The 20,603-nt window shown below is 62.2% G+C and carries 19 protein-coding genes; 12 read left to right on the forward strand and 7 right to left on the reverse strand.

All coding sequences use genetic code 11. From position 1 onward, the window contains the following. Positions 1-6 precede the first annotated feature (6 nt). Both aceF and aceE read right to left on the reverse strand, forming a co-directional pair. On the reverse strand, positions 7-1,629 hold the full coding sequence (gene aceF / locus ASD58_RS07900; RefSeq protein ID WP_057260562.1) for a dihydrolipoyllysine-residue acetyltransferase: 1,623 nt from the start codon (positions 1,627-1,629) through the stop codon (positions 7-9). 22 nt (positions 1,630-1,651) lie between these two features. Continuing rightward, positions 1,652-4,348, reverse strand: a complete 2,697-nt coding sequence (gene aceE, locus ASD58_RS07905) for a pyruvate dehydrogenase (acetyl-transferring), homodimeric type (RefSeq protein ID WP_057260563.1) — start codon at positions 4,346-4,348, stop codon at positions 1,652-1,654. 298 nt (positions 4,349-4,646) lie between these two features. Between aceE and ASD58_RS07910 the strand changes: the two genes are divergently transcribed. Both ASD58_RS07910 and ASD58_RS07915 read left to right on the forward strand, forming a co-directional pair. Further along, positions 4,647-6,398, forward strand: coding sequence for a bifunctional diguanylate cyclase/phosphodiesterase (locus ASD58_RS07910; protein WP_162252995.1), 1,752 nt, complete (start codon positions 4,647-4,649; stop codon positions 6,396-6,398). A 60-nt stretch (positions 6,399-6,458) separates the two neighbouring features. Beyond that, positions 6,459-7,283 carry a DUF2071 domain-containing protein gene (locus ASD58_RS07915; protein ID WP_057260565.1) on the forward strand — a complete coding sequence of 275 codons (825 nt, stop codon included), beginning with the start codon at positions 6,459-6,461 and terminating at the stop codon, positions 7,281-7,283. Here the strand turns inward: ASD58_RS07915 and ASD58_RS07920 are convergent. Next, positions 7,249-8,007 (reverse strand): AAA family ATPase, encoded by a 759-nt coding sequence (locus tag ASD58_RS07920; RefSeq protein ID WP_057260566.1) that lies wholly within the window; start codon positions 8,005-8,007, stop codon positions 7,249-7,251. The genes ASD58_RS07915 and ASD58_RS07920 overlap by 35 nt on opposite strands. Before the next feature lie 89 nt (positions 8,008-8,096). Here ASD58_RS07920 and folD point away from each other — a divergent pair, with 89 nt between their 5' ends. From folD to ASD58_RS07955, 7 genes are all read left to right on the forward strand, one after another. After that, the gene (gene folD / locus ASD58_RS07925; protein ID WP_057260567.1) at positions 8,097-8,942 is read left to right on the forward strand and encodes a bifunctional methylenetetrahydrofolate dehydrogenase/methenyltetrahydrofolate cyclohydrolase FolD; all 846 of its coding nucleotides are present in this window, start codon (positions 8,097-8,099) and stop codon (positions 8,940-8,942) included. Between the two features lie 116 nt (positions 8,943-9,058). Beyond that, positions 9,059-11,131 (forward strand): M3 family metallopeptidase, encoded by a 2,073-nt coding sequence (locus ASD58_RS07930; RefSeq protein ID WP_057260568.1) that lies wholly within the window; start codon positions 9,059-9,061, stop codon positions 11,129-11,131. A 16-nt stretch (positions 11,132-11,147) separates the two neighbouring features. After that, a complete protein-coding gene (locus ASD58_RS07935; RefSeq protein ID WP_057260569.1) occupies positions 11,148-11,780 on the forward strand; it encodes a glutaredoxin family protein in 633 nt (210 codons plus the stop codon). Positions 11,781-11,796: 16 nt separating this feature from the next. Then, complete coding sequence (locus tag ASD58_RS07940; RefSeq protein ID WP_057260570.1) at positions 11,797-12,219, forward strand: DNA polymerase III subunit chi; 423 nt, start codon at positions 11,797-11,799, stop codon at positions 12,217-12,219. A gap of 3 nt (positions 12,220-12,222) precedes the next feature. After that, positions 12,223-12,591 (forward strand): hypothetical protein, encoded by a 369-nt coding sequence (locus ASD58_RS07945; protein ID WP_057260571.1) that lies wholly within the window; start codon positions 12,223-12,225, stop codon positions 12,589-12,591. 71 nt (positions 12,592-12,662) lie between these two features. Beyond that, the gene (locus ASD58_RS07950; RefSeq protein ID WP_057260572.1) at positions 12,663-13,805 is read left to right on the forward strand and encodes a branched-chain amino acid ABC transporter substrate-binding protein; all 1,143 of its coding nucleotides are present in this window, start codon (positions 12,663-12,665) and stop codon (positions 13,803-13,805) included. Between the two features lie 78 nt (positions 13,806-13,883). Beyond that, a complete protein-coding gene (locus ASD58_RS07955) occupies positions 13,884-15,011 on the forward strand; it encodes a branched-chain amino acid ABC transporter substrate-binding protein (protein WP_057260573.1) in 1,128 nt (375 codons plus the stop codon). Between the two features lie 70 nt (positions 15,012-15,081). Here the strand turns inward: ASD58_RS07955 and ASD58_RS07960 are convergent, their stop codons facing one another. Continuing rightward, entirely contained in the window at positions 15,082-15,393 is a 312-nt protein-coding gene (locus tag ASD58_RS07960) for a c-type cytochrome (RefSeq protein WP_057260574.1), read from the reverse strand. Between the two features lie 110 nt (positions 15,394-15,503). Here ASD58_RS07960 and ASD58_RS07965 point away from each other — a divergent pair, with 110 nt between their 5' ends. Then, complete coding sequence (locus tag ASD58_RS07965; RefSeq protein WP_057260575.1) at positions 15,504-15,737, forward strand: TIGR04438 family Trp-rich protein; 234 nt, start codon at positions 15,504-15,506, stop codon at positions 15,735-15,737. Positions 15,738-15,831: 94 nt separating this feature from the next. Here the strand turns inward: ASD58_RS07965 and ilvD are convergent, their stop codons facing one another. Further along, positions 15,832-17,697, reverse strand: a complete 1,866-nt coding sequence (gene ilvD / locus ASD58_RS07970) for a dihydroxy-acid dehydratase (protein ID WP_057260576.1) — start codon at positions 17,695-17,697, stop codon at positions 15,832-15,834. A gap of 90 nt (positions 17,698-17,787) precedes the next feature. Here ilvD and ASD58_RS07975 point away from each other — a divergent pair, with 90 nt between their 5' ends. Together ASD58_RS07975 and lgt are read left to right on the forward strand one after the other, a co-directional pair. Next, positions 17,788-18,684, forward strand: a complete 897-nt coding sequence (locus tag ASD58_RS07975) for a LysR family transcriptional regulator (protein WP_057260577.1) — start codon at positions 17,788-17,790, stop codon at positions 18,682-18,684. Beyond that, positions 18,685-19,506, forward strand: a complete 822-nt coding sequence (lgt, locus tag ASD58_RS07980) for a prolipoprotein diacylglyceryl transferase (protein ID WP_057260578.1) — start codon at positions 18,685-18,687, stop codon at positions 19,504-19,506. It abuts the gene before it with no gap. Here lgt and ASD58_RS07985 read toward each other — a convergent pair. Both ASD58_RS07985 and ASD58_RS07990 read right to left on the reverse strand, forming a co-directional pair. Further along, positions 19,471-20,010, reverse strand: a complete 540-nt coding sequence (locus tag ASD58_RS07985) for a chromate transporter (protein ID WP_057260579.1) — start codon at positions 20,008-20,010, stop codon at positions 19,471-19,473. The genes lgt and ASD58_RS07985 overlap by 36 nt on opposite strands. Then, positions 20,007-20,573: a chromate transporter gene (locus ASD58_RS07990; protein ID WP_057260580.1), complete on the reverse strand. Its 567-nt coding sequence runs from the start codon at positions 20,571-20,573 to the stop codon at positions 20,007-20,009. Before ASD58_RS07990 ends, ASD58_RS07985 begins: the two co-directional genes overlap by 4 nt. Positions 20,574-20,603 lie beyond the last annotated feature (30 nt).

The following is a 20,603-nucleotide window of genomic DNA, read 5'->3' on the forward strand; positions in this document are numbered from 1 at the left end:
GCCTCCTTACAGCAGGATCTTGCGCATATCGGCCAGTACTTCGGCCAGGTATGCGGCGAAGCGTGCACCGGACGCGCCGTCGACCACGCGGTGGTCATAGGACAGCGACAGCGGCAGCATCAGGCGCGGCACGAACTGCTTGCCGTCCCATACTGGCTTCATGGAGGACTTGGACAGGCCGAGGATCGCCACTTCTGGTGCGTTCACGATCGGGGTGAACGCAGTGCCGCCAATGCCGCCCAGCGACGAAATGGTGAAGCAGGCGCCTTGCATGTCGGTCGGCTTCAGCTTGCCTTCGCGCGCGGCCAGCGACAGCTCGCCCATTTCCTTGGCGATCTGGGTCACGGACTTCTGGTCGGCATTCTTCACGACCGGTACCACCAGGCCTTGCGGCGTGTCGGCGGCAAAACCGATGTTGTAGTACTTCTTCAGGATCAGGTTCTCGCCCTTCTCGTCCAGGGACGAATTGAAGGTCGGGAATTTCTTCAGCGCGGTCACGGAGGCCTTGATCACGAATGCCAGCATGGTGAGCTTGACGGCATCTTTGTTCTTGGCGTTCGCATTGTTGCTGTCGACACGGAACTGTTCCAGGTCGGTGATGTCGGCGTCTTCGAACTGCGTGACGTGCGGGATCATCACCCAGTTGCGGTGCAGGTTCGGGCCGGAGATCTTCTTGATGCGCGGCAGCGGGGACAGTTCGGTTTCGCCGAACTTGCTGAAGTCCAGAGATGGCCATGGCAGCAGGTTCATGCCGGCACCACCGCCGGCGGCGGCTGGTGCGGCGTTCGGTGCAGCTGCGGCGCCGGACATGATGCCCTTCACATGGTTCTGCACGTCCAGCTGGGTCACGCGGCCTTTCGGACCGGTACCGCCAACGCGGGTCACGTCCACGCCCAGTTCACGGGCGAACTTGCGGACGGATGGGGAGGCGTGGGCCAGCTTGCCGTTCACGGCAGGTGCTGCCGGCGCCGCGGCTGGCGCCGCCGCTGCGGCCGGAGCCGGTGCTGCGGCAGGAGCAACTGCCGCAGGCGCGGCGGCCGCAGGGGCACCGCCGACTGCGTCAACGATCAGCACCAGGGAGCCTTCAGCGACCTTGTCGCCTACCTTGACCTTCACTTCTTTCACCACGCCGGCGTGCGACGATGGAATTTCCATGGAGGCTTTGTCGGATTCGACGGTCACCAGCGACTGGTCCTTGGCGATGGTGTCGCCAACCTTGACCAGCACTTCGATGACTTCCACTTCCTTGAAGTCGCCGATGTCGGGGACCTTGACTTCGACCGGGCCGGCCGACGCAGCTGGCGCTGGCGCGGCAGCAGCGGCAGGCGCTGGCGCGGCAGCTGGTGCAGCGGCCGCCGGAGCTGCGGCAGGAGCTGCAGCAGCGCCGGCACCGGAAGCTTCCACGATCAGCAGCAGCGAGCCTTCGGCCACCTTGTCGCCGACCTTCACGCTGATTTCCTTGACGATGCCGGCTTGCGACGAAGGGATCTCCATCGATGCCTTGTCCGATTCAACGGTCACCAGCGACTGGTCAACCTTGATCGTGTCGCCCACCTTGACCATCAGTTCGATGACTTCAACTTCCTTGAAGTCGCCGATATCCGGGACTTTCACTTCAACCATGCTCATAGTGTTTGCTCCGTCTTCTTATTTATTGGGTCACCGGATTTGGCTTGTTCGGGTTGATGCCGTACTTCTTGATGGCGTCTTCCACAACCGACATCGCGATCTTGCCTTCGTCCGCCAGGGCGCGCAGGGAAGCGACGGTGATGTAGTAGCGGTTCACCTCGAAGAACTCGCGCAGCTTGGCGCGGCTGTCCGAACGGCCAAAGCCATCGGTGCCCAGCACCTTGTAGGTGCGGCCTTCCGGCATGTAAGGACGGATCTGTTCAGCGAATGCACGCATGTAGTCGGTGGTTGCAACGATCGGGCCGGTGCTGTCCTTCAGCAGGCCGGTTACATACGGTACGCGCTGCTCTTTGGTCGGGTTGACCATGTTCCAGCGTTCGCAGTCCTGGCCATCGCGGGCGACCAGGGTCAGCGAAGGAGCGGACCACACGTCGGCGGCGATGTTCCAGTCGTTCTTCAGCAGTTCGGCGGCGAAGATCGATTCGCGCAGGATGGTGCCCGAGCCGACCAGTTGCACGCGCTGCTTGGCGGATTTGTCGCCTTCCTGCAGCAGGTACATGCCTTTCAGGATGCCCTCTTCCTGGCCTGCTTTCAGGCCTGGGTGGGCATAGTTCTCGTTCATGATGGTGATGTAGTAGAACACGTCTTCCTGCTCACCCACCATGCGGCGCAGGCCGTCCTGGATAATCACAGCCAGTTCATGGCCGAAGGTCGGATCATACGGCACGCAGTTCGGGATGGTCGCCGCAACGATGTGGCTGTGGCCATCTTCGTGCTGCAGGCCCTCGCCGTTCAGCGTGGTGCGGCCGGCGGTGCCCGCCATCAGGAAGCCGCGAGCGCGCATATCGCCCGCCGCCCAAGCCAGGTCGCCAACGCGCTGCAGGCCGAACATCGAGTAGTAGGTGAAGAACGGGATCATCACGCGGTTGTTGCTCGAGTACGAGGTCGCTGCGGCGATCCAGGAACTCATGCCGCCCGCTTCGTTGATACCCTCTTGCAGGATCTGGCCGGCCTTGTCTTCGCGGTAGTACATCACCTGGTCCTTGTCGACCGGCTCGTACAACTGGCCTTGCTGGTTGAAGATGCCGATCTGGCGGAACAGGCCTTCCATACCGAAGGTACGGGACTCGTCGACCAGGATAGGCACCACGCGCTGGCCCAGCGACTGGTCGCGCAGCAGCGCGGTGATGATACGCACGTAAGCCTGGGTGGTCGAAATCTCGCGGCCTTCCGGAGTCGGGTCGGTCACGGCCTTGAAGGCGTCCAGGCCCGGTACCACCAACTGCTCGTCGGCCTTGGTGCGGCGCGAAGGCAGGTAGCCGCCCAGCGCCTTGCGGCGTTCGTGCAGGTACTTCATTTCAGGCGCGTCGTCGGACGGCTTGAAGAACGGGATGTCTTTCAGCTGGTCGTCCGGGATCGGGATGTTGAAGCGGTCGCGCATTTCGCGGATTGCCTCATCGTCCAGTTTCTTGGTCTGGTGCGCGGTATTGCGCGCTTCGCCGGACTTGCCCATGCCGAAGCCCTTGACGGTCTTCACCAGCAGCACGGTTGGCTTGCCGACGGATTCGTTGGCCATCTTGAACGCGGCGTAGATCTTGTGCGGATCGTGGCCGCCACGGGTCAGGCGCCAGATGTCGTCGTCGGACATGTTGGCAACCATTTCCAGCAGCTTCGGATGCTTGCCGAAGAAATGCTTGCGCACATAGGCGCCATCCTTGGCCTTGTAGTTCTGGTATTCGCCGTCGACGGTTTCCATCATCACCTTCTGCAGGATGCCGTCCTTGTCCTGCGCCAGCAGGTTGTCCCAACCCGGGCCCCAGATGACCTTGATGACGTTCCAGCCGGCGCCGCGGAAGTCCGCTTCCAGCTCTTGAATGATCTTGCCGTTACCGCGCACAGGGCCGTCCAGGCGCTGCAGGTTACAGTTGACCACGATGTTCAGGTTGTCCAGCTGTTCGCGGGCAGCCATGCCGATCGCGCCCATCGATTCCGGTTCGTCCATCTCGCCGTCGCCGCAGAAGGCCCAGACTTTACGGCCTTCGGTGTTGGCGATGCCGCGTGCGTGCAGGTACTTCAGGAAGCGCGCCTGGTAGATCGCCATCAGCGGGCCCAGGCCCATCGACACGGTCGGGAATTGCCAGAATTCCGGCATCAGTTTCGGGTGCGGGTAGGAGGACAGGCCTTTGCCGTCCACTTCCTTGCGGAAGTTCAGCAGTTGTTCTTCGCTCAGGCGGCCTTCCAGGAAGGCGCGCGCGTAGACGCCAGGGGACGAGTGGCCCTGGATGTACAGCAGGTCACCGCCGTGGTTCTCGCTCTCGGCTTTCCAGAAGTGGTTAAAGCCGATGCCCAGCATGTTCGCCAGCGAGGCGAACGAGGACAGGTGGCCACCCAGGTCGCCGTCGGCGCGATTGGCCTTGACCACCATCGCCATCGCGTTCCAGCGCATCCACGAGCGCAGGCGCTCTTCGTATTCCAGGTTGCCTGGGCAGTGGGCTTCTTTGTGGGCGGGGATGGTGTTGACGTAGGCGGTATTGGCGGAGAACGGGATATCGGCGCCGCGGCGGCGGGCCAGGTCGACCAGTCGCTCCATCAGGTAGTGGGCACGCTCAGGGCCTTCGTTTTCCAGGACGGCTTCCAACGCCTCCAGCCATTCTTTGGTTTCCTGTGCATCAGGATCGTTGGCCGTTTGTGCCGTGACCTGGTCAAGTTGAGCTGACATGTAACTAGTCTCCTATCGATTGAAGGCGCCCCACCCTTTATGTCTCCGGACGGTGCAGGTGATTATTTACTAAGACTTTGGCTAAGTGTGAAGGATTCTATCAGCGAATCCTTTGTTTTTCAAATTGCGGAAGCTGATTTTATATTGTGAAATGCGTTGCGGATCTACAAATGGTTTCAATGCTTAATTGTCGGTAGGAAATCACCTACGTATACTCAGAACTATGGAGAGCACGCCTGATCTCGTTTCGGCCCGAACCCTGCAGCGCGAACGCACTGCGCGCAAGGAGGCGGAGTCATTGCTCGAGCAAAAAAGCCGTGAGCTCTATGAAAAGAACCAGTTCCTGCAAGAGAGCGAACTGCGCTACCGCAACTTGGTGGAACTGGCGCCCGACGCGATCTGGATCCATTGCGAAGGCCGCATCACCTTCCTGAACCAGGCCGCGCTGCGCCTGTTTGGCGCCACCAGCGCCGATCAATTGCTTGGCACTCTCGCCATGGAACGCGTACCGGAGCTATTCCACGCGGCCGTCGAAGCCTGGACCCCGATGGAGCTCGATAAGGTGCACCAGCGCCCGCGCAGCGAACTGCGCCTGCTGCGGCTGGACGGCAAGCCGGTGGACGTGGAATTCTTTGGATGTTCGATCCGCTTCAATAATCGCGATTCGGTGATGCACGCGGCGCACGATGTCACCGAGCGCTTGCAGCAGGTAGCGATCCGCCACCGCGCCACGCACGACGAGCTGACCGGGCTGGCCAACCGCGCCTACTTCCTCGAACGGCTGGGAGAGGAAATCGGGAAGGCACGCTGCACCGGCACCTCGCTGGCGGTGGCCTTTGTCGACCTGGACAAGTTCAAGCAGATCAACGATACGCGCGGCCATGCGGTCGGCGATGAATTGCTGCGCATCGTCGCTTCGGTGCTGCGCTCCTGCGTGCGCGACAGCGATACTGTGGCCCGCCTGGGCGGCGATGAATTCGTGCTTTTGCTGGACAGCGCCCAAGGCCACCCGACACCGGCCGTGCTGGCACAGCGCATCAGTGAAAAGTTGGCCGAGCCGGTCATGCTGTCCGGCCAGCAGCACATCATCAGCGGCAGCATCGGCCTGAGCATCTATCCCGACGATGGCCTGCATGCGGAAGAATTGCTGCGCCATGCCGATATCGCCATGTACCACTGCAAAGGCCAGCGTTGCAGCAACGTACAGTTCTTCACGCCCGACATGCAGCGCCGGCTCGATGCGCGCGTGACGCTCGAACAAGGCCTGCTGCGTGCCTTGCAGCGCGAGGAGTTCGTGCTGCACTTCCAGCCGCAAGTGGACTTGCGCAGCGGCGGCATCGTCGGGCTGGAAGCCCTTCTGCGCTGGCAGTCGCCGGAACTGGGCCTGGTGCCGCCAATGGAATTCATCCCGGTGGCGGAGGAGAGCAACCTGATCGTCGATATCGGCAAATGGGTGCTGGAGAAGGCTTGTGCCACCTTGCGCGAGTGGCAGGATGCGGGCGTGCCGGTGGTACCGGTGGCAGTCAATATCGCAGCCTCGCAGTTCGCGCGGCAGGATTTCGACACCACCGTGGAAGATGCGCTGGGCAGGTTCGGAGTCGACCCTGGCATGCTGGAACTGGAGCTGACCGAGAGCTTGTCGATGGGCGACCCGATGGGCTCCATCGCACTGATGCAGCGCCTGCGCGCCATCGGCATCAATTTGGCGATCGACGATTTCGGCACGGGCTACTCCAACCTCAGTTACCTGAAGCGCTTCCCGGTCGACCGGCTGAAGATCGACAAGAGTTTTACCTCCGGCCTGGCGACCAATACCGAAGACCATGCCATCGTCACCGCCGTGATCAGCCTGGCGCACAGCCTGGGCCTGAAAGCCATTGCAGAAGGAGTGGAAACCGAGGACCAGCTTCGCTTGCTGGTCGCCGAAGGCTGCGACGAAATCCAGGGTTACATCTTCAGCCGCCCTTTACCGGAGCCCGCCGCACGCGAAATGCTGCTGCAGCGCCCCACCCTGCCCTTCATTCCGGACAAATCCCGAGACGCGGGTTGAACGGGTCACGCCTTGGTTCTTTGCGGGCCATCATGGCTGGAGTTCGCCTATGATATCGCGATGACTTACGATTACGTTCACCCCACTGGCGGCCTTCACGGCCTCCTGATCGCCCGCCTGGCAAACTCACGCAGCATCGCCGCCGCCCGGCGCGCGTTGTTTTCACGCTTACCGTTCCTGACCTTGGAAAGCGATGTGCGCGATGTCGTCTACCTGACCTGGATGATGGACGCGGCTACGGCACAAGCCATGGTGCCGGCAGGCGTGCGCTTATGGCAGCACAATGGCAAAACGCCGTTCACCATCCTGACCTATCGCCACGGTCACTTTGGACCGTCGCTGGCGGGGCCGGCGCGCAGGCTGCTGCCTTCGCCCTTGCAAAGCAACTGGCGCTTTTACCTCGAGGAACCGGGCAAGGTATATTTCGTGCGGAATATCATGGATAGCACGCTACATGCGCTAGGCACGCGCATCTTCAGCGACGTCCTGCCGACGCATCTGCCGGCGCGCTTCGTGCATGCCCGCGATGGCGAGGAGTACACCACCGTCATCGAACCCGGCGCCGGCAGCGCGCCGCCATTGGAGGCGCGAACCCGGGTGTCCGCGCAGCGCGAGCTGCCAGCGGATCTGGCAGATGCTTTCGCGAATTGGGACGAGGCGGTCACCTTCCTCGCGTGCCAGCACACTGCCATGATCGAGGTTCCCGGCTTGGGCCGCATGGCGGAATCAGAAATCAGCCTGCCAATTGCGCTCAATGAGGTGCTGCCGCTGGAGGCAGCATCGGTGAGCTGCCCGATGGCAGGCACCGACGCCGGCTCGCCGTTCTGCTTCGCCGTACCACGCGTTCAATTCAGGGTTCTTTCGGAGTCTCTAGCAGCTTCTTGATCGCCCCGCGCGGGTTGGCCATGAAGTCGTACATGACTTCATAGTGTTCGGTGTCCTCATAGGCGCGCTGGCGGATGCCGTCGGGCGTGCAGACGAAGATCGAAGCGTCCGGATACGCCATCAGGATCGGAGAATGGGTCGCGATCACGAACTGCGAGCCCTCTTGCACCAACTCGTGGATACGCCTCAGTGCGCGCAGTTGGCGTTGTGGCGACAGCGCGGCCTCCGGCTCGTCGAGGATGTACAGGCCTTTGCCGCCGAAGCGCTTTTCGAGCAGGGCGAGAAAAGACTCCCCATGCGACTGCTCGTGCAAAGAAACGCCGCCATAGGAATCGATAACTGGCGGGCCGCCGGGCCCTTCATCCAGCCGTTCAATTTCGGTCGCAACGTTAAAATAGCTCTCCGCGCGAAGGAAATAGCCATCGCGCGGCTTGCGAGCTCCTCTCGCAACGCGCAAGTACTCGTGCAAGCACGAATGCGATGCGCGAGAGCTGAAATTGAAATTCTTGCTGCCGCCTTCCGCGTTAAAGCCCAACGCTACGGCCAGCCCCTCCAATAAAGTCGACTTTCCGGAGCCGTTCTCGCCGACGATAAAAGTCACCGCCGGGTCGAATTCGAGCCGGCCGAGGTGGCGCACGGCGGGCAGGCAGAAGGGGTAAGCCGAGAAATCAGGCGTCTGGTCTGGACGCAGCTGAACGTCGGTCAGGAACTGGTAAGAGATCATTTGTTGGCAAGCTTACAATCATGTGCAGTGCAGCACAAGGCTGCCACCATTTATAATGTCGACTTTCCATTCTACCAATCCAAGCAATCATGTCTGCACAACTGATCGACGGAGTAGCGCTCTCCCAAAAACTGCGCGCCGAAATCGCTTCCCGCGCCGCCGCCTTGACCGCCAAGGGCAAACAGCCGGGCCTGGCCGTGATCCTGGTCGGCGACGACCCGGCCAGCCATGTCTACGTGCGCAACAAGGTCAAGGCATGCGAAGACGCCGGCATCCGCTCGGTGAAAGAGCAATACGCTGCAGACATGACCGAGCAGGCGCTGCTCGAGCGCATCGCCACCCTGAATGCCGATCCGGGCATCCACGGCATCCTGGTGCAGATGCCGCTGCCAAAGCACATCGACCCGCATAAGGTGATCGAAGCCATCGCCACCACCAAGGACGTGGACGGCTACTCGGTACTGAGCGCCGGCGAGCTGATGACCGGCCTGGAAGGCTTCCTGCCGTGCACCCCATACGGCTGCATGAAACTGATCGAATCGACTGGCGTCAACCTGAAAGGCAAGCACGCTGTCGTGATCGGCCGTTCCAACACCGTTGGCAAGCCAATGGGCCTGCTGCTCTTGCAAGCCAACGCAACCGTCACCATCTGCCATAGCGGAACGTCGGACCTGGGCTACCACACCCGCCAGGCAGACATCGTGGTGGCTGCAACTGGCCGCCGCAATACCCTGACTGCTGATATGGTGAAACCGGGCGCCATCGTGATCGACGTGGGCATCAACCGCGACGAAAACGGCAAGCTGTGCGGCGATGTGGACTTTGCGGGCATCAAGGAAGTGGCTTCCCATATCACCCCGGTGCCAGGTGGCGTAGGTCCGATGACGATTACCATGCTGCTGATGAATACCATTGAGTCGGCGGAACGCGTGTAAACCGGTACACCGGTGTCTGACCCACAGGGTCGGACACCTTCGGCATGCGGCCGCCGCGTTACCAGTGTCCGACCCTGCGGGTCAGACACTGCTTTTACGGTTTAAAGGAGTTAAGAATGACTGACAATCCCCTGCTGGACTTTAGCGGCTTGCCGCGTTTCGATGCGATCAGGCCCGAACACGTCACTCCCGCAATCGAGCACCTGCTGGAGAAAAACCGCGCCGCCGTGGCGCAACTGGAAGCGCCAAGCGACAACGTGACCTGGGATAACTTCGTCACGCCGCTGGAAAATTCCACCGAGCTGCTGGGCCGTGCCTGGGGCATCGTCAGTCACCTGAACAACGTGGTGGACACGCCAGAGCTGCGCGCCACCTACAACGAAAACCTGCCGAAAGTAACCGAATTCTGGACCGCCCTGGCCCAGAACGAGGCGCTGTTCGCCAAATACAAAGCCCTGCGCGCCAGCGCGGAATTCGCCACCCTGTCGCCGGCGCGCCAGCGCATCATCGACAACGCGATCCGCGACTTCCGCATGGGCGGCGCCGAACTGCCGGCCGACAAGAAGGAACGCTTCGCCGCGATCCAGGAAGAACACGCCGCCACCAGCACCCGCTTCAGCGAAAACGTGCTGGATGCGACCAACGACTGGAAACTGCTGGTCGAGGATGAAGCCGAACTGCGCGGCCTGCCGGACGATTCCAAGGCCGCCGCCAAGGCGCTGGCCGAAAAGGACGGCAAGCAAGGCTGGGCCTTCACCCTGCACTTCCCTTCCTATTACCCGATCCTGCAGTTCTGCGACAACCGCGAATTGCGCGAAAAGGTCTACCGCGCCAACGCCACCAAGGCTTCCGAGCTGGGCGACGCATTCAGCAAGCGCGAAGACTGGGACAACACCGGCAATATCGCCACCCTGCTGAAACTGCGCGCCGAAGAAGCCGGCCTGCTGGGCTACAAGAACTTCGCCGAAGTCTCGCTGGTGCCGAAAATGGCCAAGTCGCCGGAACAGGTCATCGAATTCCTGGAAGACCTGGCCAAGCGCGCCCGCCCGTTCGCCGAGAAAGACCTGGCCGAGCTGCAAGCCTACGCCAGCAAGGAACTGGGCATCAACGACCTGCAATCGTGGGACCTGCCTTACGCCTCCGAAAAGCTGCAGCAGCACATGTACTCCTTCTCGGCGCAGGAAGTGAAGCAGTACTTCCCCGAGCATAAAGTCATCGACGGCCTGTTCAAGCTAGTGCAAACCCTGTTTGGCGTCAGCATCCGGCCGGACACTGCGCCGGTATGGCACAAGGACGTGCGCTTCTACAGCATCGAACGCGACGGCGTCCTGGTGGGCCAGTTCTACCTTGACCTGTACGCCCGTGAAGGCAAGAGCGGCGGCGCCTGGATGGACGACGCGCGCGGCCGCCGCCTGAAAAACGGCGAGCTGCAAACCCCGGTTGCCTACCTGACCTGCAACTTCACCGAACCGCTGGTAGTGGACGGCGTGCCGCAGCCTTCGCTGTTCACCCACGATGAAGTGATCACCCTGTTCCACGAATTCGGCCACGGGCTGCACCATATGCTGACCCAGGTCGAAGAGCTGGCGGTGTCCGGCATTTCCGGCGTCGAGTGGGATGCAGTGGAACTGCCGTCCCAGTTCATGGAAAACTTCTGCTGGGAGTGGGATGTGCTGAGCCACATGAGCGCCCACGTGAAGAGCGGCCTGCCTTTGCCGCGCGCGCTGTACGACCGCATGCTGGCGGCGAAAAACTTCCAATCCGGCCTGCAAACCCTGCGCCAGGTCGAATTCGCCCTGCTCGACATGCTGTTGCACTACGATTTCCAGCCGTCGGGCGCCAAATCGGTGCAAGACGTGATCGACGAAGTACGCCGCAAATTCGCCGTTATCATCCCGCCAAGTTTCAACCGTTTCCAACATTCCTTCGGCCATATCTTTGCCGGAGGCTACGCGGCGGGATACTATAGCTATAAGTGGGCCGAAGTTCTGTCTGCCGACGCCTACGCTGCCTTCGAGGAAGCGGCAGCGCTGGGCGGCGGCAAGCTGTCCACCGATACTGGTAAACGCTTCCAGCAAGAGATCCTGGCCGTCGGCGGCTCGCGCCCGGCCCTGGAGTCGTTCACCGCTTTCCGCGGCCGTGAGCCAACCATCGACGCCCTGCTGCGCCACAGCGGCATGGCGGCTTAAAGGAGATAGAGATTCAATGAAACGCGCTGCCCTGCTTTTGCTGCTGCTGACTGCCAGCGCGGCGCACGCCCAGATGTACAAGTGGAAGGACGATAAAGGCGTCACCCACTTTACGGAGACGCCGCCGCCCACCACTGCCAAGAAGGCTGAGGTGAAGAATTACAACACCGCCGGCGCCGGCGGTGTCGCCTTGCCATCGGAACTGGCGGAAGTGGTCAAGGCCCGCCCAGTGGTGCTGTACACCACCGCCAACTGCGGCGCCGGTTGCAATATGGCCCGCACCCTGCTGGCCAACCGCGGCATTCCTTACCGCGAAAAGACGGTTTCCAATGCCGACGACCATGAGGCGATGAAAAAGGCCGGCAGCGACGGCCAGGTGCCGTTCCTGCTGGTCGGCCGCTCGCGCCAGATTGGTTTCGAACAAAGCGCCTGGGATAACGCGCTGACCGAAGCGGGCTACCCTACCGTGAAGATGCTGCCGCCGGGTTATTCGAACCCGCCGCCGACATCGGCGGCGCCGCCCCGTGGACCAAGCGCCGAGGAAGCAGCCAACGCCAAGGCGGAAGCCGACCGCGCTGCAGCCGCAGCCGAAAAAGCCCGCCGCGATCGCGACACACCGCAAAACGCATCGCCGAACTTCCGCTTCTAAGACGCTTCAAGAAATAATGACGCAGATTGATTTCCACAGCGGCGTGCCGGACAAGGTTGCCTATGCCTGCCGCCTGCTGCGTAAAGCCTACGCCAGCACGCCCCGCATCGTCGTGATGACCGAAGATGCGGCGCAATTGGCGGAGCTGGACCAGGCCCTGTGGACCTTCTCCGCCACCGACTTCCTGCCGCACGCCCACGCCAATGATCCGCTGGCGCCCGATTCGGCCATCGTGCTGGCCGACAGCGATAGCACCGAGCTGCCGGAAGCGGGCCTGCTGGTCAACCTGGCGCGCCGCGCGCCGGCCCGGTTCGAGGCGTTTCCACGTTTGATCGAAGTCATCTCTTCCGACGAGGAAGATGCAGCGGCGGGCCGCCTGCGCTATGCTGCCTACAAGCGCCAGGATTTCCCGCTCAAACACCTCACTATAGGCAAGTAGTTTATGAACCAGCCTTTCGACGCCAGCATTCCGGTCCTGACCGAAATCATGAACAACGAGGCGCCAGTCCCTGCCCCGGCTTCAGCACCGGCGCCGGTCGCTGAGCCCACCCGCGCTGAAGAAGACGGGTTGGACTGGGAGGCACTGCAACACCGCGTCTCGGAACAGGTGCTGCAACAGTTGTCCAACCGCGTCGATTTCGTACTGGAGCAACGCATCAAGGACAGCATGGCCGAAGTCCTGGAGCATGCGCTGCACGCCCTGACGGCGGAAATCCGCGAGGGCCTGCACGATACCATCGGCAAGATCGTCACCCGCGCCGTGCAACAGGAAATCACCCACCTGCAAGCCGGTTCCGGCCACCGGAAATAATTCCCTCTTTGCCATTCGGGGTTTTTGCTGTATTTTCTCTGGCAAATCCGACTTTTTGACTGGAGCCCCCGATGCAGTTCAAGAACAAGTTCATCCCTGTTGCCGTCGCCCTGGCATTTGCCGGCAGCGCCTACGCTCAGGACACCATCAAGATTGGCCACGTGGCCCCGGTTTCCGGCCCGAATTCCCACCTCGGCAAGGACATGGAAAACGGCGCCCGCATGGCAGTCGAGGACCTGGCCGCCAAGGGCGTCAAGATCGGCGGCAAGCCGGTCAAGTTCGTGGTCCAATTCGAGGACGATGCGGGCGACCCGAAACAGGGCACCACCGCGGCGCAGAAACTGGTGGACGCCAAGGTACAGGGCGTGATCGGCCACTTGAACTCCGGCACCACCATCCCGGCCTCCAAGATCTACTTTGACGCCGGCATCCCGCAGATTTCCCCGGCCGCCACTTCGCCGGTGTACACCAAGCAGAAATTCAACACCGCCTTCCGCGTCGTCGCCAACGACAATAAGCTGGGCGGCACCCTCGGCGCCTATGCCGTGAAAAACCTGGGCGCCAAGAAGATCGCGGTCATCGACGACCGCACCGCTTACGGCCAGGGTGTGGCCGACGAATTCGTCAAAGGCGCCAAGAAGGCCCTGCCGGGCGTGCAAGTGGTCGGCAAGGAATTTACCAATGCCAACGCCACCGACTTCAACGCCATCCTGACCAACATCAAGTCCAAGAACCCGGACCTGGTGTTCTTCGGCGGCATGGATTCGGTCGGCGGCCCGCTGCTGCGCCAGATGAAGGCGCTCGGCATCAATGCCAAATTCATGGGCGGCGACGGCGTCTGTACCGACGCGCTGTACCGCCTCTCCGCCGGCGCTGCCGCCGACGGCGTGGTCACCTGCGCCGAAGCCGGCGGCGTGACCGCCGACATGCAGAAGAACATGGACGACTTCCGCGCCCGCTATAAGAAAAAGTACGGCCAGGAAGTGCAGTTGTACGCACCGTATGTGTACGACGCCATCATGACCATGGCGGACGCCATGGAAAAAGCCAATTCGTCCGAGCCTGCCAAATACCTGCCGGTGCTGGCCAAGATCAAGCACCAGGGCGTGACCGGCCTGGTTGAATTCGACCAGTTCGGCGACATCAAGGACGGTGCGCTGACCCTGTTCACTTACAAGGGCGGCATCAAGACCAGGATGGAAGTGGTCAAGTAATACACGAGAATTATCGGGGGGGAGCCCGTGGGCCGCCAGCCAGCATGGCGGCCCATTTTCGTTTCAGGAGAAAGTGCAATGCAAACCAAAACCATCATCGCTGCCATCGCTGTGGCCTTTGCTGGCGCCGCAAGCGCCCAGGAAACGGTCAGGATCGGCTATGTCGGCCCGCTGTCCGGCCAGTCGGCCCACCTGGGCAAGGACAACCAGAGCGGCGTCCGCATGGCGGTGGAAGACTTGAATGCCAAAGGACTCAAGGTCAATGGCAAGGCGGTCAAATTCGAGATGGTGTCCGAAGACGATGCCGGCGACCCTAAACAGGGAACGTCGGCCGCGCAGAAACTGGTCGACGCCAAAGTACAGGGCGTGATCGGCCACCAGAATTCCGGCACCACCATCCCGGCATCCAAGATCTACTACGATGCGGGCATTCCACAGATTTCCGCATCGTCCACCAGCCCGGTATACACCAACCAGGGCTTCAACACGACCTTCCGCGTGGTGGCAAACGACTTCAAGCTGGGCAGCTCGCTGGGCAAATACGCCACCCAGAAACTGGGCGCCAAACGCATCGCAGTGATTGATGACCGCACCGCTTACGGCCAGGGTGTTGCCGCTGAATTCCTGAAGGAAGCCAAGCAAGGCGCCGGCGTGCAGATCGTGGACAAGCAGTTCACCACCGACAAGTCGACTGACTTCAACGCCATCCTGACGTCGATCCGCTCCAGGAACCCGGACCTGGTTTTCTTCGGCGGCATGGACTCGGTCGGCGGCCCGCTGCTGCGCCAGATGAAGGCGCTGGGCATCAAGGCCAAGCTGATGGGCGGCGACGGCATCTGCACCGAAGCGCTGCCCAAGCTGTCCGGCGGCGCCGACGACATGGTGGTGTGCGCGGAAGCCGGCGGCGTGACGCCGGAACAGGAGAAGAAGCTGGACGAATTCGCCGTCCGCTTCAAGAAACGCTACGGCTACGACGTGCAGATTTATGCGCCCTACGCCTACGACGCAACGATGACCATTGCCCATGCCATGGCGGACGCCAAGTCGACCGATCCGGCCAAGTACCTGCCGTTCCTGAAGAAGGTCAAGCATGAAGGCATCAGCGGCACCATCGCTTTCGATGCCAAAGGGGATATCAAGGATGGCGCGCTGACGCTGTTCGGCTACAAGGCCGACAGGAAGACGCGCATTGAAGTGATCAAGTAAAAGAAAAAAAGGGGACGTACCCCTTTTTTCTTCGAAAAAAAAATGGGGTACGTCCCCATTTTCTTTTACATCATTTCTGCGACAGGACCCATTTCACCAGGGTCTTGGCTTCCGCCTCGCTTACCTGTGGGTTGGCTGGCATCGGGACTGCGCCCCATACGCCGGAACCGCCCTTCATCACTTTCTGTACCAGTTTAGCTTCAGCATCTTTCTGACCTGCGTACTTGGCTGCGACATCTTTGTATGCCGGGCCAACCAGCTTGGTGGCGATTGCGTGGCATGCCATGCAGTTCTTGGCCTTGGCCAGGTCAGCGTTTGCGAAAGCGGCCTGCGACGAGAAAGCCGCGGTAACCAGGAAACCAACCAACAGTGAACGTTTCATTTTCATCTCCAGGAAAAAAACTGACACAATTCTACTCCACAACGCGCGCTGCGTATTATGGGTTGACCGTTAGCTGGATATTGCTATCATGGAATACTAAGGAGTTTTCTATGCCACTTATTCTATTGATAATCGCCCTCGTGGCACTGAAGTACTTTGAAGTCTGGAAGTTTGCCGACCTGTCGTGGTGGTGGATCTCCGGCGTCATGGTTGCCGCCTTTATCTGGTTCGAACTCCTCGAACCATTGCTGGGCCTTGACAAGCGCAAGGCCCACAACGTCGACGAGCAACGCCGCAAGGACCGCGTCAAGAAGGCCTTCGACGACATGAAGAAGCGTAAATAGACTTGAAAGTCGGGGTCAGCTCCGGCAATCGGACACGGGCTCAAGCGCGTAGCGCTTGAGCCCGTGTCCGATTGCCGGAGCTGACCCCGACCTTTTATTTACGAGTGAGCTGGCTGAGGTCGCGCACGGCGCCCCGGTCGGCGGAGGTGGTCAGCACGGCGTAGGCTTGCAGGGCTTGCGAGACGTAGCGCTCGCGGTTCACCGGCTTCCAGGCGTCTGCGCCGCGTGCTTCCATCGTGGCACGGCGCTGTGCCAGCGACTCCGGCGTCACGCGCAGGTTGATGGTGCGCGATGGGATATCGATGTCGATCATGTCGCCTTCTTCCACCAGGCCGATCGCGCCGCCTTCCGCCGCTTCCGGAGATGCGTGGCCGATCACCAGGCCGGACGAGCCGCCCGAGAAGCGGCCGTCGGTGAACAGGGCGCAAGCCTTGCCCAGGCCTTTCGACTTGATGTAGGAAGTCGGGTACAGCATTTCCTGCATGCCCGGGCCGCCTTTCGGGCCTTCGTAACGGATGATCACCACATCGCCTTCGTGCACGGTATCGCCCAGGATCCCTTCCACTGCGGCGTCCTGGCTTTCGAACACGCGCGCCTTGCCGCTGAACTTCAGGATCGATTCATCGACGCCGGCGGTCTTCACGATACAGCCCTTCTCCGCGATATTGCCGTACAGGACAGCCAGACCGCCGTCTTTCGAATAAGCGTGCTCCAGGTCGCGGATGCAGCCGGTGCTGCGGTCCAGGTCCGACGAGGCATAGCGTTCGGACTGCGAGAACGCCACCTGGGTCGGCACGCCGCCCGGCGCAGCGCGGAACAACTGGTGCACGGCCGCGTCATCGCTGCGCTTGATGTCGTATTTTTCGATGGCATCGCCCATGGTCGTGCTGTGCACGGTGTGCTGGGTGGTGTCGAGCAAGCCGGCACGCGCCAGTTCGCCGAGGATGGAAATGATGCCGCCGGCGCGGTGCACGTCCTCGATGTGGAACTTGTCGGTCATCGGCGCTACCTTGCACAGGCATGGCACCTTGCGCGAAATACGGTCGATGTCGGCCATGGTGAATGGCACTTGCGCTTCGTGCGCCGCTGCCAGCAGGTGCAGCACGGTGTTGGTGGAGCCGCCCATCGAGACATCCAGCGCCATCGCGTTCTCGAACGCTTCCTTGGTGGCGATGGAGCGCGGCAGCACGCTGTAGTCGTCCTGCTCGTAGTGGCGCTTGGTGATTTCCACGATCAGGCGGCCGGCGCGCAGGAACAATTCCTTGCGGTCGCTGTGGGTGGCGACGATGGTGCCGTTGCCCGGCAGGGACAAGCCCAGCGCCTCGGTCAGGCAATTCATCGAGTTGGCGGTGAACATGCCGGAGCAGGAACCGCAGGTCGGACAGGCGGAGCGTTCGATCTCCGCCACGTCGGCATCGGATACGGTGCGGTCGCCGGCCTTGATCATGGCGTCGACCAGGTCCAGCTTGATGATCTTTTCGCCGCCGTTGACAGCCTTGATGACTTTGCCCGCTTCCATCGGGCCGCCGGAAACGAAAACGGCCGGAATGTTCAGGCGCATGGCCGCCATCAGCATGCCCGGCGTGATCTTGTCGCAGTTGGAGATGCAGACCATGGCGTCGGCGCAATGCGCATTGACCATGTATTCGACCGAATCGGCGATCAGGTCGCGCGAGGGCAGCGAATACAGCATGCCGCCGTGGCCCATGGCGATGCCGTCGTCGACGGCGATGGTGTTGAATTCTTTGGCTACGCCGCCGGATGCTTCGATCTCGCGCGCAACTAGCTGGCCCAGGTCTTTCAGGTGCACGTGGCCCGGCACGAATTGGGTAAAGGAGTTGACCACGGCGATAATCGGCTTATTGAAATCGCCATCTTTCATGCCGGTGGCACGCCACAGGGCGCGGGCGCCTGCCATATTGCGGCCTTGGGTGGTGGTATAGGAACGGTATTGCGGCATGGTGGGCTCTCCTCGGTAAGAGTCCAAGGGTGCCTTGCCCCTGGCGAGTTGTCAAATATATGATAACCACTGCTGTGATATGCTTTGCGAATGAATATCGAACTTCGCCAGCTGCGCTACTTCGCCACCGTCGCCGAGGAACTGCATTTCGGCCGCGCGGCGCGCCGCCTGCACATGACGCAGCCACCGCTGTCGCAAACCATCATGGCGCTGGAACAGATGCTGGGGGCGCCGCTATTCGAGCGTAACCGGCGCGGCGTGGCACTGACGGCGGCCGGCGAGGCCCTGCTGCCGGAGGCGCGCCGCCTGCTCGAACAAGCAGCCGGGCTGGCGGAGCTGGTACAGCGTGCCGCTACGGGCGCCAGCGGACGGCTGTCCCTGGCTTTCGTGTCCTCGGCCGACTACAGCGTGCTGCCGCCCACCCTGCGCGCCTACCGCGCAGAGTATCCGCAAGTCGAAATCACGCTGAAGGAGGCCACCTCCGACCTGCAACTGGACGACTTGCTGGAAGGCCGGGTCGACGCCGGCCTGCTGATCCCTCCCCTGCCCGACCGCGCGCGCCAGGAGCTTGATTATTTGCCCGTCCTGAGCGAACCGTTGGTGCTGGCCGCGCCGGCGGGACTGCCCGCACTGGCACGTGCCCGCGCCGCCGATTTGCGCAAGCTGGCCGGGCTGCCGCTGATCATTTTCCCGCGCCATATTTCGCCCGGGCTGTACGACGCCATCCTGTCGGTGTTCCGCGAAGCCGGGATTACCGCCGAGGTGGGGCAGGAAGCGATCCAGATGCAGACCATCGTCAGCCTGGTATCGGCTGGCATGGGTATCGCACTTGTGCCACAATCCGTGTCGAATTTGCGCCGGCCGGGCGTGGAATACCTGCCCCTGGTCCAGAGCACGCCGCTGGTGGAAACCGGCCTGGCCTGGCGGCGCGACAATGCCTCGGCCGTGCTGCGGGGCTTTTTGGAATTAATGAGAAAGAGAATCTGAATGCCGTTAATGCACCCGATGCCCGATCCGGTGGCCATCCACCTGGGCCCAGTGGCGATCCACTGGTATGGCCTGATGTACGTACTGGCCTTTGCCATGTTCATTGGACTTGGCCGCGTGCGCATCAAGCAGCCGCACATCGCCGCGCAAGGCTGGACCAAGGAAGACCTGGACGACATGCTGTTCTACGGCATGCTGGGCGTGATCGTCGGCGGCCGCCTGGGCGAAGTGTTCTTCTACCAGCCGGAAATGCTGCTGACGCCACTGCGCATCTTCCGGGTCTGGGAAGGCGGCATGAGCTTCCACGGCGGCTTCCTCGGGGTGTTGATCGGCATGGCGCTGTGGGCCCGCAAACGCAAGCGCAATCTGCTGGACGTGTATGACTTCATCGCCCCGCTGGTGCCGCTCGGCTATGCCGCCGGCCGCATGGGCAATTTCATCAACGCCGAACTGCCGGGGCGTATCGTCAGCGACCCGAACCTGCCTTGGGCCATGATCTACCCGAACGTGGGCCCGATGCCGCGCCACCCTTCGGCGATCTACCAGATGCTGGTCGATGGCATCCTGGTGTTCTGCATCCTGTGGCCGTTCGCCCGCAAGGCCCGCCCGCGCCTGGCAGTGGGCGCGCTGTACGTGCTGCTGTATGGCTGCGCGCGCTTCTTCACCGAATGGTTCCGCACTCCGGACTGGGAAATCACCGTGGCCGGCCTGCCGATCACCTCCGGCCAGATGCTGTCGCTGCCGATGATCATCGGCGCCATCATCATGCTGGTGTGGGCCTACCGCTCAAACCAGCCCCATGGCGCCGGCCAGCGCACCTAAGGCAATCAGCCACAGCGGATTCAACTTGGTCGCATAGGCCGCCGCTGCGGCGGCCAGCGCCAGCACGATGCCGCGCCATCCGGCGCCGGCCACACTCAGGAAAGTCCACGCGGCGCCGGCCAGCATGCCGGCCGCCAGCGGCGCCAGTGCATCGCGCAGCGCGCCGGCCCAGCGCCCTTCCCCGCCGCCATGGCGGTTGATGACCGTCCCCAGCGCCAGCACCAGGCAAGACGAAGGCACGATGGCCGCCAATGTCACCACCACCGCGCCCAGCCAGCCCTTGATCATCCAGCCGATCAGTGTCACGAACAACAGGTTCGGGCCCGGCGCGGCTTGCGCCAGGGCGTACATTGCTGCAAATTGCTCGTCCGTCAGCCAATGGTTTTGCACGGAGACGTAATGGTGCACGTCCGGCGCCACCAGCACCACGCCGCCGCCGATTGCCGTCAGCGACAGCAGCGCCAGGTGCCATGCCAGGCCGCCCAGTTTGACGTCGTCGCTCACGGCTTCCTCCAGACGAAGGCAAACAGCAGGAAGCCGACCGGCACCAGCGTGGCGACCACCGTAATCAGCCCGACCTTCGCTACGCCCAGGCCAACGAACGCTGCCGCCAGCAGTGCGATCTGCAGCGCGCGGCGTCCGCGCTGGGCGGTGCCGCGCAACATGCCGGCCGCCAGCTTGAGCGCCGTCGCCAGGATCAGGCCCGACGCCGCAGCCGCCATGCCGCGCATGGCGTTGACGAACAGTGGATGGTGCGCCAGGCCCTGGTAGGCTGCGCCCAGCGCGATGACGATGAAGAATGGACCGAGCAGGAGGCCAGCCAGCGCGGAGAAGCCGCCCGCCACGCCGGCGTAGCGCTGGCCGACCATGACGGAGAGATTGCAGATCGTGGGGCCAGGCAGCAGCTGGGCAATGCTGAGGAGTTGGCCGAATTCAGCGGCCGTCAGCCACTGCGTGCGCTCGACCAGGTGGCGGTAGGCAAAGGGCAGCACGCCGCCAAAGCCCTGCATCGCCATGTGCGAGAAAACCTTGAACAGCGCCCAGCATCCGACCCGTGCATCCTGCATTGCATCCTCCGTGCTGCCCCAAGCATCCCC

Origin of the sequence: Duganella sp. Root1480D1, assembly GCF_001427305.1 — a bacterium.
Taxonomy (GTDB): domain Bacteria; phylum Pseudomonadota; class Gammaproteobacteria; order Burkholderiales; family Burkholderiaceae_D; genus Rugamonas.